General features: G+C 50.7%; 16 protein-coding genes. 7 read left to right on the top strand and 9 right to left on the bottom strand.

Annotated elements, in window-relative coordinates; genetic code table 11:
• Positions 1-58: 58 nt before the first annotated feature.
• Positions 59-781 carry a hypothetical protein gene (locus tag EOE65_RS07740; RefSeq protein WP_127693745.1) on the top strand — a complete coding sequence of 241 codons (723 nt, stop codon included), beginning with the start codon at positions 59-61 and terminating at the stop codon, positions 779-781.
• Positions 781-1,257, top strand: a complete 477-nt coding sequence (locus EOE65_RS07735; protein ID WP_127693744.1) for a hypothetical protein — start codon at positions 781-783, stop codon at positions 1,255-1,257. The genes EOE65_RS07740 and EOE65_RS07735 overlap by 1 nt, the downstream gene beginning before the upstream one ends.
• 43 nt (positions 1,258-1,300) lie before the next feature.
• Here EOE65_RS07735 and EOE65_RS07730 read toward each other — a convergent pair whose 3' ends face one another.
• Both EOE65_RS07730 and EOE65_RS07725 read right to left on the bottom strand, forming a co-directional pair.
• Positions 1,301-1,885: a TetR/AcrR family transcriptional regulator gene (locus tag EOE65_RS07730; RefSeq protein WP_164847049.1), complete on the bottom strand. Its 585-nt coding sequence runs from the start codon at positions 1,883-1,885 to the stop codon at positions 1,301-1,303.
• 13 nt (positions 1,886-1,898) lie between these two features.
• The gene (locus EOE65_RS07725; RefSeq protein WP_127693742.1) at positions 1,899-2,738 is read right to left on the bottom strand and encodes a DUF6920 family protein; all 840 of its coding nucleotides are present in this window, start codon (positions 2,736-2,738) and stop codon (positions 1,899-1,901) included.
• Positions 2,739-2,999: 261 nt separating this feature from the next.
• Here EOE65_RS07725 and EOE65_RS07720 point away from each other — a divergent pair, with 261 nt between their 5' ends.
• Positions 3,000-3,407, top strand: a complete 408-nt coding sequence (locus tag EOE65_RS07720) for a DCC1-like thiol-disulfide oxidoreductase family protein (RefSeq protein WP_127693741.1) — start codon at positions 3,000-3,002, stop codon at positions 3,405-3,407.
• A gap of 45 nt (positions 3,408-3,452) precedes the next feature.
• On the opposite strand, the gene EOE65_RS07715 is transcribed toward EOE65_RS07720, so the two are convergent.
• The 3 genes from EOE65_RS07715 to dctP all read right to left on the bottom strand — a co-directional run bounded on the left by EOE65_RS07715 (position 3,453) and on the right by dctP (position 6,498).
• Positions 3,453-4,754 carry a TRAP transporter large permease gene (locus EOE65_RS07715; RefSeq protein WP_127693740.1) on the bottom strand — a complete coding sequence of 434 codons (1,302 nt, stop codon included), beginning with the start codon at positions 4,752-4,754 and terminating at the stop codon, positions 3,453-3,455.
• Positions 4,751-5,413 (bottom strand): TRAP transporter small permease, encoded by a 663-nt coding sequence (locus EOE65_RS07710; RefSeq protein ID WP_127693739.1) that lies wholly within the window; start codon positions 5,411-5,413, stop codon positions 4,751-4,753. Before EOE65_RS07710 ends, EOE65_RS07715 begins: the two co-directional genes overlap by 4 nt.
• 68 nt (positions 5,414-5,481) lie before the next feature.
• Positions 5,482-6,498, bottom strand: a complete 1,017-nt coding sequence (dctP, locus tag EOE65_RS07705; protein WP_127693738.1) for a TRAP transporter substrate-binding protein DctP — start codon at positions 6,496-6,498, stop codon at positions 5,482-5,484.
• 264 nt (positions 6,499-6,762) lie between these two features.
• Here dctP and EOE65_RS07700 point away from each other — a divergent pair, with 264 nt between their 5' ends.
• Positions 6,763-7,668 carry a LysR family transcriptional regulator gene (locus EOE65_RS07700; RefSeq protein WP_127693737.1) on the top strand — a complete coding sequence of 302 codons (906 nt, stop codon included), beginning with the start codon at positions 6,763-6,765 and terminating at the stop codon, positions 7,666-7,668.
• Positions 7,669-7,721: 53 nt separating this feature from the next.
• Here the strand turns inward: EOE65_RS07700 and EOE65_RS07695 are convergent, their stop codons facing one another.
• From EOE65_RS07695 to EOE65_RS07685, 3 genes are read right to left on the bottom strand one after another with little or no spacing between them, the layout of a single operon-like run.
• Positions 7,722-8,024: a hypothetical protein gene (locus tag EOE65_RS07695; RefSeq protein ID WP_127693736.1), complete on the bottom strand. Its 303-nt coding sequence runs from the start codon at positions 8,022-8,024 to the stop codon at positions 7,722-7,724.
• Complete coding sequence (locus tag EOE65_RS07690; protein ID WP_276317505.1) at positions 8,012-8,443, bottom strand: glycine-rich domain-containing protein; 432 nt, start codon at positions 8,441-8,443, stop codon at positions 8,012-8,014. The genes EOE65_RS07695 and EOE65_RS07690 overlap by 13 nt, the downstream gene beginning before the upstream one ends.
• On the bottom strand, positions 8,436-8,672 hold the full coding sequence (locus EOE65_RS07685; protein ID WP_127693734.1) for a hypothetical protein: 237 nt from the start codon (positions 8,670-8,672) through the stop codon (positions 8,436-8,438). Before EOE65_RS07685 ends, EOE65_RS07690 begins: the two co-directional genes overlap by 8 nt.
• 163 nt (positions 8,673-8,835) lie before the next feature.
• Here EOE65_RS07685 and EOE65_RS07680 point away from each other — a divergent pair, with 163 nt between their 5' ends.
• From EOE65_RS07680 to EOE65_RS07670, 3 genes are all read left to right on the top strand, one after another.
• Positions 8,836-9,735: a LysR family transcriptional regulator gene (locus tag EOE65_RS07680; RefSeq protein ID WP_127693733.1), complete on the top strand. Its 900-nt coding sequence runs from the start codon at positions 8,836-8,838 to the stop codon at positions 9,733-9,735.
• Between the two features lie 169 nt (positions 9,736-9,904).
• Positions 9,905-11,194, top strand: coding sequence for an NAD(P)/FAD-dependent oxidoreductase (locus EOE65_RS07675; RefSeq protein WP_127693732.1), 1,290 nt, complete (start codon positions 9,905-9,907; stop codon positions 11,192-11,194).
• A gap of 13 nt (positions 11,195-11,207) precedes the next feature.
• Positions 11,208-13,046 carry an ABC transporter ATP-binding protein gene (locus EOE65_RS07670; protein ID WP_127693731.1) on the top strand — a complete coding sequence of 613 codons (1,839 nt, stop codon included), beginning with the start codon at positions 11,208-11,210 and terminating at the stop codon, positions 13,044-13,046.
• On the opposite strand, the gene EOE65_RS07665 is transcribed toward EOE65_RS07670, so the two are convergent.
• The gene (locus tag EOE65_RS07665) at positions 13,043-13,519 is read right to left on the bottom strand and encodes a methylated-DNA--[protein]-cysteine S-methyltransferase (protein WP_127693730.1); all 477 of its coding nucleotides are present in this window, start codon (positions 13,517-13,519) and stop codon (positions 13,043-13,045) included. The genes EOE65_RS07670 and EOE65_RS07665 overlap by 4 nt on opposite strands.
• Between the last annotated feature and the right edge of the window lie 3 nt (positions 13,520-13,522).

Here is a 13,522-nt window from a genome sequence, read left to right as displayed (position 1 = left end):
GAGTTTAAAAGAATTTTGTATGGATGTGGGTATTTAGTTGGCCCGTAAGGCTATATAAGTGGATTATAAAAACCTATCTGAAAATTTAAGAAAGTGGCTAAAAATCAACCAGAATGGCAATCTGATAATTCCGTCTAATCGAGAGAGGATGGCGCGGCTATTTGCGTTGGTTTTACTTATCCCTTGTTTAACTTGCGCTGTGATGGCGTTCGTGAGTAAAGCGGATGAGCGCCTCTTTTTTATGGGATCGGCCATTTTACTTTTGAGCGTCATCGCGTTGCTCCTTGGCTGGAAACGTCGGTTTGAGTTTGATGTGCTCAGGAAAGGCATCTACTTAAAAAAATCCCTCTGGGGCCAGTTTGAAAAGAGTCATCTTGTATCGTCCTTCGATGCGGCTGCGTGTGAGCTCAGTTGCACTAGGGCAGAGGGTCCCTATCAGGTAAGGCTGGTTGGAGAGATATATGAGCTTCGAACCGTCGAAGATGCAAAAGGGTTTATCGCTTTCTTAGCTGCCAAGTGTGGTATTAGCGCTGTCGAAACCATATCTGATTGGCCCAATAAAACACCGATACATACCATCTCTAGTCACTCTTACTTGGCATCAAAGTACTCTTTAGATAATAACCAAACAAAGGCTTCATTTGATTTAGAAGCGTTAGATAGTCACACGCATGATGTTGTTTTTATAGAGTTATGGAGCCGTAAAAGCTTTCTAAAGCTCTTGATACCGTTTTTTGTTTTTACAGCGCTTGCCGGGCTTATAAAATTTGGGGTGGTCTAGTGTATTTTAAAAAACTGTCACAGGATAAAGCCGTCTACCGGCAACCCAGATTAGCTAAGCTATTATTAGCGCTCTTATGTGGTTTCTTCTTGGCCATTGGCTTGCTTAATGTCTCTATGTCAGCCAAAGCTGACTCGCTGCCGATATGGGTCTCAGGGTTTATCTGTTGGTTAGGTTGGAGTGGCACTTTTGGCGGCTACGTGTGCCGTTTTGATCTATCTGCTCAAACGATACAACTTAAAGCAAGCAGCTTATACACGATCTTTAACCGCGTTTACGCGCTATCCAACATCAAAGGGTTTCGAGCGATGCCAAGTAAAGGCGTGTTCAGCCACTATCGAGTGTATGCTGTGTTAAACGACGATACCCATGTTGCTATAGCAAACTACAAGGCGCGAGCGCGCGCTATTGATGACTGCAAGCAGATGGCAGATTTTGTCGGCAAGCCCCATCAAATCAGCATCGCGCCGCTGTAGACATTGACTCCATGCACAACGCAACAAGAATCAGCGCTGTGCGTTAGCAAGCAAAGAGCTTTAGATAAAGTGCGGCTGCGTGTTCCGCCCGTGCGCTAATGTCTGGTTTTGTCAGCGGTGGAATAGAGCCGTCTAGCACTTTAATTTGGCTGTCTTGCAGCAAAAGCCCCAGAAAGTAGTTGAGAGACTGAGTAGCCTCTGAAGAGACAAGGCCTTGCTCAAGGTAGCGGCTGAACTGTGCACCAACCGATTGTGCAACGCGCTGGCGACCATGCTTGTCTAGTATTAACGCTAACTCGGGATTACTGGCGGCCTCAGCAATCACGATGCGGTTAATCACAATCGATTGCGGGCTCATCAGAAAGGTGAGCAACGCCTCACCGAACGCGGTTAAAAAGCCGGCCGGGTTGTTCGGGTGCGCAGAAAAATAGTCTGCAGTTAAGCCTGCTTGATCGGCGTTTTCCGTGACAATCGCTTCAAATAAGCCCTGTTTATTACCGAAGTGGCGGTAGAGGGTCTCTTTTGATGCGCCTGCGTGGCGGGCTAACGCGTTCATGCTGAACGCCATATTGCCTTGATCGACCAAAAGCTCCATCGCTGCGTTGAGTAGCTGCTCTCTTTTTGACACCTTTTGCCCTGATTTAGTCGTTTGCATAAAGTTGAGTGATGTAGCTTGTGATCTGGCCATCCCAAAACGGGTAGTCGGTACCGTTTGCATGACGGGCGATAACAAACCGATGCGGAATCATCATACCATCTACCAAGCGGTAATCGGAGCGTGCGGCGTATTCGCCCGAGCCGTGATAGGGCGTGTTAAGGTCACCATCGTGTTCTGCGCGCAGATGCACTAACCGGCCCAGCATGTCGATTTTGGCGATCATGCTAGCCTCCAAGCCTTTGAACGAGGCGATCACCCGTGCGTGTTCGTTATCTATCGCTTCCCAGCGTATGTATTGGCTTGGGATGAGCGCTTGCGGATAGAGGGGCGATTCGAGCAACCAGCGTCTTAAACTGATCTGATTGAGAGTTGGAGTTGCCGGTTGATCCATCACGGTAAAAGCGCCAAAGAGCTTCGCTTTCATCTCCATCTTTCCATCAATGTAGGCATCATAAGCCGTTGCCCAAACTCCCGGTAATATTGGTGTATCCGCTTCAAACATTAGCGCTGGAACGGCGGGAGCGAGGCTTTGCTTAGCGGTGGTGGGGTTGAACTCCTCATGCTGTGGGCGACGAAACTCCCCCTGCATGCCAACACGCACCAGCGCTACTGCCGGCACGCCATTGGGAAAGGTATAGGTTAAATAGCGCGTAACCGGGGCTGGCAGGGCGCTAGGGATAGAGTAGTTGGCGTCTGCCGCTATTGCCGCGTCGTGAACCTGTTGGTGAAACGCAGCAAGTTGGCTGCGTGTTGTTTGATATTGGATGGCGCCATATGCGGCTATACCTGCGGTGACCAGTGCTAGTGCTGTTAGGGCTTTCATCTAAGAGCTTCTCCTTTTTGCTATCATATAATAGTACCGTACCGTTCGGTACGGTTTAATCCTAAGTCAGCTACTAGCGCTCGTCAAGCAGGTGATAAGTTTTGCCACCACGGCCTATGTGCTGGTTTGCTGGTTTGCTGGTTTGCTGGTTTGCTGGTTTGCTGGTTTGCGTGTGCGGTGGGTGCATGTCACCGCCTAAAAAGAGATGCACTGCTATCAGTCACATGCTTTACTGCTGAAAAGGCTCTAGGGGGAAGGTGTGTGGCACGCAAAGAGGTACTGTTAATTTATGATCAGGAATGCCCGGCCTGTCACGCGTATTGCCAAGTGGTGAATATCCGCAAAAGTTTGGGGGAGTTAACCATTGTGGATGCGCGCCAACCGAGCAAGGTGATGGAGGAGATCACAGCGCAAGGCTTGGATATCGACCAAGGCATGGTGCTCAAACTGGGCGATCAGCTTTACTACGGAGCGGATGCGATTCACGCGTTGGCGTTAATTGGTAGCCGGTCGGGTTTTCTTAACCGGATTAACTACTGGGTGTTTAGCTCAAAGCAGCGCTCGGCGGTGTTGTATCCAATACTGCGGTCGTTGCGAAATGTGCTGCTCAAGCTATTGAGAAAGCGCAAGATCAATAATCTTGGTGCCGCGGGGAATGATCGCTTTTAACTTGGCATCAAAATAGAGAAGGCGCCGTGTTTGGCGCCTTCTTGGTTAGTAGCCCATCAGTAGGCGGGGTAAGAACAGTGATAAATCCGGCACGAATGTCACCAAAAATACCATTGGCAAATGCCCCAAACAAAGGAACTTAAGCGTCGGCCCGATATAGCGGTCTAACGACAGCTTACTGACGCCCCCGGCCATGTAGAGCATCGGCGCACACGGCGGTGATACGTTGCCAAGACCTAGATTTACGCCAACAACGGCAGCAAAGTGGATCGGGTCGATGCCAAGCTGTGTAATGATTGGCAAGAAGATAATCGCTGCCAGCACGCTCCCAGAGATATCATCAACAATCATGCCGATCAGCAGCAGTAGAATATTGATCATAAACAGTAAGACGTACTTGTTATCAGAGAAGCTCAACAGCGCTTCGGCGAGCTCTTTTGGTACCTGCTCCAAGATCATGGCGCGGCTCATGATGAACAGGAAGAACAGCACCGCCATGATCGAACCGGTCATTGTTACGGCGCGTACCGTGACGCTCCCCAAGCTGCGTAGCGACATCCCTTTGTAGATAAATAGCCCCACAGGGATGGCATAGATCACGGCAATTGCCGCCGCTTCAGTTGGTGTTGCGATACCGCTGTAGATCGCGCCCAAAATAATAACGGGCATGAGCAACGCGAACGAAGCGCTGTATCCGGTTTTGGCAATATTTTTAACCGACTGCCCCAGCGGTAGCGCAGGTTCAAGCTTGATGTTGGGGTTGTCGCGGACAAACCAAATATTTAGTGCACAGTAGAGAACTGTCAGAAGGATGCCGGGAATAATCGTCGATAAAAACGCCGCACCCACCGAAAGACCGCCAGTAATCGAGAAGACAATCATCGGGATGCTTGGCGGAATCAACAGCGCGAGTACAGATGAGCACGCCACTAACGCGGTTGCGTGGCCCTCTGGGTAGCCCTCGCGAATCATCCGCGGGATCATAATTTGGCCAACCGCCGCAATCGCTGCTGAAGAGCTGCCCGAGATCGCACCAAATAGGGCGCAGGTCAGCACGGTTACCGCACCTAAGCCGCCTTTTACGCGGCCAACAATCGCGTTAACAAAGTTCAGCAGCCGCTCGGATATACCGCCTTCGGCCATCAACAACCCTGCAAAAATGAATAGCGGCAGCGCGAGCAGCGCAAAGCCACTGGCTGTTTTGAATCCGTGTGGGATAAGAAAGGAGATATTGTTGCCGGTTGTGTAGGCAAACAGCACAGCACCGATGCCAAACGCAAATGCGACGGGAATCTCCATGAGGATAAGAACGACGACAATCGCCATTGCGATAAGAAACAGAGTCATTCGGCTGCCTCCTTCACGTTGCGCGCATGTTTGATGCGTGCAGATAGATCTAAATATTCGTTGATCGCTTCAAGTAGGAAGTAGCCCACCATCATGGCGAAGCCGATAATCATGCTGCCGCTCCAAAGACCACGCGGCCACTGTAGGTTGATACTCATGCGGCCTTTGCCGATGACAAAAAACGCATATTTGCAGGCAAAGTAGCCGAAGATGCAGGCAGCGATCATACAAACCACAGAGCCGACAAACCGAATAGTGCTGACTTTGATAGGGTCATGCACCACCAAGCTGACGATGCCGCCGTGGATATGCTCGCGCTGACGGGTGGCATATCCCATGCCCAAGAAATAGATCCATACACCCAGCAGCACGGCTGCTTCTTCGATGCCGGTGAAGGGGGACTCGAAACCATAGCGCAGCACAATCTGGACAAACATCAGAGACGCAAGGCCAAGGCATGCGGCTATCATGAGTGTGCAAAATATCCCGTTTAACAGGCGCTCGAATTGCACCAGCACGCGGCCCAGTGCGCTGCTTTGCTCGGGGACAACAGCATGCAAGTGGGGCGGTAGAGGATGATTGCTGAGGTTAGGGTCGTAGTCGTAAATTTTGGTGTCGCCAACCGATGTGCGTTCGGTGGGCTCGGTAGTGTTGCGCATAACATGGATCCTTTCAAAACGAATAGCAGAGGGCTCACTGGCGTTAAGCCAGCGAGCCGCGTGTGAATTTATTCGTCAGATAAGTTGATGCCGGCGATCTTGCGCATCATATCCATGATTTCAGAACCAACGACCTTCTCCATGTAAGGCCATTCGTTGGCGTAAAGCAGCTCTTTGGCTTTGTTGCGTTGCGCGTCTGTTAGCTCAACCACGTCGATGCCGTAATCGCGCACCTGTTGCAGGTAGCCGTTATCGATACGCTCTGCTTCTGTCCATACCCAAGCTAGCGTCTCATCTGCAGCGGCACGCATCTTATTACGCTCAGCTTCTGGCAGATCTTCCCACCAATCTTTGTTTACAACCCAGAACGCGTGCTCAAAGTAATCACGCGTGAGGATGTAGCTTTGCAGCACATCGCGCATCTGCCAGATCTCTACCGCAGGGCCAAAGGCGCGGCCATCAACGGTACCAAGCTGCAGGGCGGTGTAGAGCTCTGCGAATGGCATCGGTACGGCAGAGAAGCCCCAGTTTGCAAAACGCTCGATCGCCAAAGGCGTTGGTACAACGCGCATCTTGATGCCAGCCGCATCTTCTGGGAAGTTGGTTGGGACTTTATCCACGCCTTTGCGCATGGTGATGGAGCCGAAGCCGGTAGGAATCAAGCCCAATACGACAAGGTCGTTATCAGCCATGATCTCGTTGTACACGTTGAGCATGGGGCCATTTGGCCCGTAGGCTTTACGTGCTGACTCCCAGTCGTCTACCACATAACCGAGCCATGTTAGATCTAAGCGCGGATCAAACTCAGATGCGCCATAGGTGATTGTCATGGGAATAACCCCCTGCATCGCCTGCTCGAACTGAGATGTCCAGTCTCCCAAGTCGCCACCTGGGTGGTATTCAGGGCTATATGCCGATTGGCGGGCTTTGAGGTTATCGATAAATTTTTCGGAGGCGGAGTGGAAGATGTGATCTGTTGTCATCGCTTGGGCAAAGATGAAATCTTCGCCCGCCTGAGCTGTGCTGAGGGAAACAGATGTTGCAAGAACACAACCAGAAATTATCGTTTTAATAGTATTTTTCATGATCGGTACGACCCCATTATTTATATCTTTTATATTGGTCTCTGTCGGCGCTGACCTGTGTTGAAGTAGCGCTTGACTTACTATGCGCAGGGGAGAAAAAGGGTTAAATATGAAATTTCTTTCTTTCAGGTAAGTAATTGCTTAACTTAAAAACGACTAATGTTTGTTACAGTTATCTGACTAGCGATAGAAGATATTTGCGTGAATTCGCGTCTGATCGAGTGTTTTAGTGGTTGCTAATGGTGGTGTAAGCCGAGAATTTTTATGAAAAAAGTGAAAAAGTTTACCGGCCAGTTGGGCGATGTGGATCTGCGTATGTTGCGGATTTTTAAAACCGTTGTTGAGTGCGGTGGCTTCTCGGCGGCAGAGGTGTCGTTGAACATCACGCGTTCGGCGATCAGTTTATCGATGTCGGATTTGGAGCAGCGTTTAGGGTTTCGGTTGTGCCAGCGTGGCCGCTCTGGTTTTGCGCTAACGGAAGAGGGGCAACAGGTATTCGATTACACCTTGCAACTTCTCTCATCCCTCGAAACCTTTCGCACGCAGGTTAATACTCTGCACACCCAGTTGGTGGGCGAACTGAATATCGGTATCACTGACAACCTAGTGACAATGCCGCATATGACGCTCACCAATGCGCTGGCAGGCTTAAAGCAGCAGGGGCCAGATGTGAGTATCAATATCCGCATGATTCCGCCTAGCGAGATCGAATTGGGGGTACTGGATGGCCGCCTTCATGTAGGGGTGGTGCCAACACTGCGCGCATTGCCGGGGCTCAACTATTACCCTCTGTATGGGGAGCGTTCGCAGCTTTACTGCGCGGATTCACATCCATTATTTACGCAGCCAGACGAGCACATTGATATTGCCGCATGGGATGCAGTGATGCCTGCCTATGCGCAAACGCCAGAGATTAAATCTTGCTATCAAGCGCTGAAAACCTCCGCTACCGCCACTGACCGTGAAGGGGTTGCCTTCCTGATTCTAACGGGCCAATACATCGGCTACTTGCCCGAGCATTTGGCCCAGCGCTGGGTATCTGAAAAACGGATGAGGGCAGTGTGCCCCGATGAGTTTAGTTTTGATACGCAGTTTTCGGTGATTACGCGCAAAGGCGCACGCTTCAACTTGGTATTAGATACTTACCTAGAGCACCTAGGCGTTAAATAGGCCTGCCCGTTATAAGGTATTGCTCTGCTTGCAGGCAAGCAGAGCAATAAGAGTTACTGCAGCGCTTCGCTGATGCTTTTGCTCAGCGGTGTCGTGTTGCGCCCCAATAACTGGCTGAGTGTTTGGCTGTTATCCTCTAACCAGCCACGTGATGCGTGATCTTCAGCATCAGCTAACGCACCAGCAAACCCTTCAGGCAGACCAATATTTACCAATAGCGCAGCAAACTCCTCTTTTGGGTTCTTTTGGGTTCTTTTAGGCTTTTTGAGTTTGTGGTCGACTTGGCGTGCGTGACTAAAAAATATTCTAACGCCATTGGTGTTTTTGCCGTAAAGAAACAGTTTTAAACTCTGCATAGAGAGGCAACTTGCCTCAGCTCTAATAAGTCCACACCAAATTCAGAGGCATAAAGCTCCTTACTGCTTTTCCACCCTTGGCTTAGGACGTCGGCTGTATCGTCCGTATGGTGGTGGAGGTACTCTCCAAACAAGTTATTGCATGCATCCACATAGTTTCTGCTGCTTAAAATGTGCTCGTGCCACATTTCGTCCGCCAAGTGCGGTGGAACAATAATATTGTTTGGGTATTTGGCATGTAGAATCAGAAATTGTCGGTAAAGCGATTCTGCTCTTTTTACAAGGCGTTCAGACATACCGGTTTTTTCTTGCACCTTCTTTACAATATTGCTGAGATCTAATTTTTCCACTTTTGTATTAATGGTATCCATTTTAATATCACTCCTATTAGTCTCTCTTTCGAGTTGTTTGCTACTTATTGCTGTAAGGAACCTCTTTACTGCTTTGTTCAGTGATCTGCGCGGCTAACGCTGTCAGCATCAAGCCTTGATCACTCGCCAACTTATGGGTGTGGCCTACATAGTTTTGCTCAGATGCCAGCAAAGCTTGCATCGCCAAGCATTGCGCTCTGTTTGTAATTTGCTTTGCGTACTTTCGTACCAAGGTTTTTAGATGCACGGCTTTAGCAGGTTCACGTACGAGCGCCACGATATTAGCGGCTAGGGTGGTTTGTAAAAGACGTTTGAAAACGTGTTGGCCTAGCTAGCCGTCCATTAATCATAGTCATGCTTCTAATCGATTTGTATTTAAGATTAATGAGCGGTATGCGCAATGCTTAGCGCTATTATCATTGGATTGACTCTGGCAGGTTTTGAGTACAATTGAGTTTTCCCATCTGCGTTTGCTTGCGGTGTTTGCAACGGTGGTGGAGTGCGGTAGTTTTGCGGGTGCTGCGCGTAAACTGCACAGTAGCCGTTCCCGAATTAGCGAGCAGGTTGCCCAGTTGGAAAAAGACCTTGGCGTGCGCCTTTTGCAGCGCTCAACGCGGCAATTAAAGATCACGCTAGAGGGGCAGCAGGTGTATGCGCAAGCGCGGCAGCTACCTGAAATCTTAAGTGGCGTTGAGGCTGCGGTCACCGCGCAAGTACCCAGCGGGCGCGTTGCGATTACGATGAATCATGACATCGCTCACAAGTACTTACTCCCTGTACTGAGAGATTTTCAGGTGCACTATCCGCAGGTTGAGTTGGACCTTATCCTCAATGACAGCCGGTTGGACTTAATCAGCGAGCAGATCGATCTAGCAATACGGATTGGTGTTCCTCGGGATGACTCGGTGATTGCTCGGGTTTTGCATCAGGAAACATTTGGTTTGTTTGCAAGCCCGGAGTACCTCGCGCGGCACGGCACACCTAGTACACTGGCTGATCTGCACCAGCATAGTTGGATTAACTTTCATACCCCTAGTATCAATGTGGTGGGGCTACAAGAGCACGGTAAATATATCGAAATTGAGCCGCGCTACTGCTACCGCTGCAACTCACCTTTGATGATGCAGCAGATGGTGCTCAATGGTTTAGGGATTGGCGCGCTATTGCCCACCACGGTACATAGTGAAATCGCCGCTGGACGCTTGGTGCAGTTGGTGCCCTCGGTCAGCAGTGAAACGGTGGTGTTCTCCTTGGTGTATCCATCGCGGCGTCAAATTCCGCCGCGCACGCGTGCCGTGATCGACTATCTTTTAGCCGCAGATATGTTTGCCACGCGATAAATATGATCGAAAGTACCAACGGTCTGTTGCATGAATCGCCTAAAGTTAGGTCGATCAGAGTATAGATTTGTAGCGTCTAACAGGAGTAAGCTGCATTTTCAATGAAATAGGTCAGGCGAGGGCGTTTTTATAAGCGTTTTCGCCTGACTCTATTTTAAGGAAATGTAAGATGAAAACGATTGTTGTAGTAGGAGGCGGAGCAGGCGGTTTAGAGCTTGCGACTAAGCTAGGCGATAAATTAGGTAAGAAGCAGCGCGCAAAGATCATCTTAGTGGATCGTAGCCGCACGCACATCTGGAAACCATTGCTGCATGAAGTGGCTACCGGCTCGCTCGACACTGAAACCGACGGTGTGGTGTACCGTGCTCATGCCAGATCACACGGGTATGAGTTCCAATTAGGTACGATGATTGGGATCGATCGTGAAGCCCAGCGCATTCAGTTAGACAGCATCGTTGACGAAGAGGGCGTTGAGATTGTTCCTGCGCGTCAGCTGGCTTACGACACGCTGGTGCTTGCGGTAGGCAGTGTCAGCAATGATTTCGGCACACCGGGCGTTAGCCAACACAGCTACTTCTTAGACTCGCACCGACAAGCCAGTAAGTTCCACCAAGCGCTGTTAAACCAGTTCTTGCGCCTTAATCAGGGTGATAGCGAAGCGACATTGAGTTTAGCGATTGTGGGTGGCGGAGCCACGGGTGTTGAGCTTTCTGCGGAGCTTTACCATGTGGTTGGGCTACTGCGTATGTATGGCATGTCGGGCATCCGTAAAGATCAACTCAAGGTGATGCTGATTGAAGCCAGTCCGCGCATCTTGCCAGCACTGCCTGATCGTATTGCGCAATCTGCCCGCGAAGAGTTACAGCGCTTGGGCGTTGAACTGCGCGAGAACACCCGCATCACCGAAGCCACCGCACAAGGGTTTATGACCGCAGACGAGGAAGCGATCAATGCGGACCTAACGGTTTGGGCGGCTGGCGTGAAAGCGCCGCCTTTTATTCAAGCCTGTGGCGCATTTGAAACAAACCGAGCGGGGCAAATTCTCGTAGAACCTACACTACAAAGCGTTGATGATGCGGCGATCTACGTGATCGGCGACTGCTGCGGCTGCCAACAAGCGGATGGCAGTTGGGTGCCGCCAAGAGCGCAGTCTGCCCACCAGATGGCGACGTTGGTGTATCGTAATATCCTGGCACAGGAGAACAACAAACCGTTGCAGGATTATGTCTACTCCGATTACGGATCGCTTGTTAACCTAAGCAAATACAGCACCGTGGGGAGCCTGATGGGTAACCTCACCAAAGGCTCGATGTTTGTTGAAGGTCGAGTTGCCCGCTTTGTTTATATCTCTCTTTACCGCATGCACCAGATTGCGATTCATGGCTGGTGGCGCGGTACGCTAAGCATGATTGCACGCAAGATTGGCAGTACAATCAAGCCCAAACTTAAATTGCACTAGATAAGGAATGTAGATGTTCGCGTTTTTTGAACGCTTGGTTGCTCCGTTTCCCGACCGGGAGGCAGAGCAGCCCCCCAAAGGCCTCATCGCTTTTTGCCGCCACTACACGCAAGGCTGTGAGCGTTACTTGATTATCATGTCGCTGCTCTCTGCCGCGATCGCAATAGCCGAGGTTACTCTGTTCGGCTTTCTGGGGGATTTGGTGGATTGGTTGGTCAATCAATCACCTGAAACCTTGTTCTCTGATGAATGGCCTACATTACTGGCGATGTCGCTGGTGGTGTTGGTATTGCTACCGGGTCTTGTCTTGTTGCACGGCTTGATCGTCCATCAAACGTTGCTTGGCAACTACCCCATGGCGATCCGCTGGCTTAGCCATAAGTACCTGCTTAAACAGAGCGTGTCGTTCTACAGCGATGATTTTGCTGGGCGTATTGCCACCAAAATGATGCAGACCTCCCTCTCCATTCGTGAAGCGGTGATGAAGCTGCTTGATGTATTGGTGTTTGTTACGGTCTATTTCTTGGCGATTGTCTTTGTTGTGGCGCAGGCCGACTGGCGTTTAATGATTCCGATGCTGATGTGGTTTGCTGCCTATATCGGTATCCAGCTTTATTTCATCCCTAAGCTTAAGCGTATCAGTACCGAGCAGGCAGATGCGCGCAGCGTAATGACTGGGCGGGTGGTTGATAGTTACACCAATATTCAAACCGTGAAGCTGTTTGCCCACACGGAACGTGAAGCGGATTATGCCGAAGAGAGCATGACCGGCTTTTTAGATACCGTTTATCGCCAAATGCGTTTAGTAACCGGTTTGAACTTCTCGGTCCAGTTCATCAACTATGCATTGGCGTTCTCTGTGGCAGCACTGTCCCTTTGGTTATGGACAGAAAATGCTATTAGTGTGGGTGTTATCGCTGTGGCGGTCAGTTTGGCCTTGCGGGTAAACGGCATGGCGCAGTGGATTATGTGGGAGATCGGTTCGCTGTTTGAGCATATCGGCACGATTGTGGATGGTGTCTCGACGCTATCGAAGCCGCAATCAGTGGTTGATCAACCCGATGCCCGTGCGCTTGAAGTGCCACAAGGTGAAGTTGATTTCCGCAGCGTGACATTCCACTACGGGAAAGGCTCGGGCGTTATGGAAGGGCTTGATCTTGCCATTAAGCCCGGTGAGAAGATCGGTGTGGTAGGCCGCTCAGGGGCAGGTAAATCGACCCTCGTGAACCTGCTGCTGCGCTTTTACGATGTTGAGTCAGGCCGTATTTTGATTGATGGGCAGGATATCAGCACTGTATCGCAAGAGAGTTTACGTAAGCAGATTGGTATGGTGACACAAGATACCTCGCTGCTGCACCGCTCGGTGCGTGAAAACATCCTCTATGGTCGTCCTGATGCCAGCGAAGCAGAGCTATTAAGCGCAGTGACGCGGGCGCAAGCGTTAGACTTTATCAATGACCTCACTGACCCTAACGGCAATACTGGCTTTGAAGCGCAAGTGGGTGAGCGAGGTGTGAAACTCTCTGGCGGGCAGCGTCAGCGTATTGCCATTGCGCGTGTGCTGCTTAAAGATGCGCCCATTTTGATTTTGGATGAGGCCACATCGGCGCTGGACTCTGAAGTCGAAGCGGCGATTCAAGAGAGCTTGTATCAGTTGATGGAGGGCAAAACGGTTATCGCGATTGCGCACCGGCTCTCGACTATTGCGGCGATGGATCGCCTGATCGTGATGGATGGCGGCGAGATTGTCGAACAGGGTTCCCACCAAGAGCTGGTGGCCAAAGGCGGCATCTACGCCAAGCTTTGGGCCCACCAGACTGGCGGCTTCCTTGGTTTAGATACAGAAGACTAAACCAATCTGTAATCGGAGTGAGCGGCTTCATGCGCGAGCAGCCACTCCTTTCTTGATAACCCGCCAGCATAGCCAGTGAGCTTGCCGCTGCTGCCGATCACTCGGTGGCATGGCACCACAATGCTGAGTGGGTTTTTACCATTTGCCATGCCCACCGCACGTACGCTCTTCGGGTTGTCGATTTTGTGCGCGATATCCGCGTAGCTGCAGGTCTCGCCGTAGGGTATCGTGGTGAGTGCTCCCCACACTGACCGCTGAAACTCGGTACCTTCGCCTCCAAGCGGCAGGTCAAACTGCATCAGTTCACCCGCAAAGTACGCTGTTAATTGCGCACATGCCGCGTCCAGAATAGGCGAGGCGTCAGCAACCGCTTCTGGTGCTTCGACAAACAGAATTTCGCGCAACGCGCTATCGTCTGCGCGCAGTACTAGCGTGCCAATCGGTGAGTCTAAGTAGCGAGTAAGGTACGCCATAGG

This window comes from Neptunomonas marina (assembly GCF_004005935.1).
GTDB classification, from domain to species: Bacteria; Pseudomonadota; Gammaproteobacteria; order Pseudomonadales; family Balneatricaceae; genus Neptunomonas; species Neptunomonas marina.
This window is presented reverse-complemented; position numbering and strand designations above follow the sequence as displayed.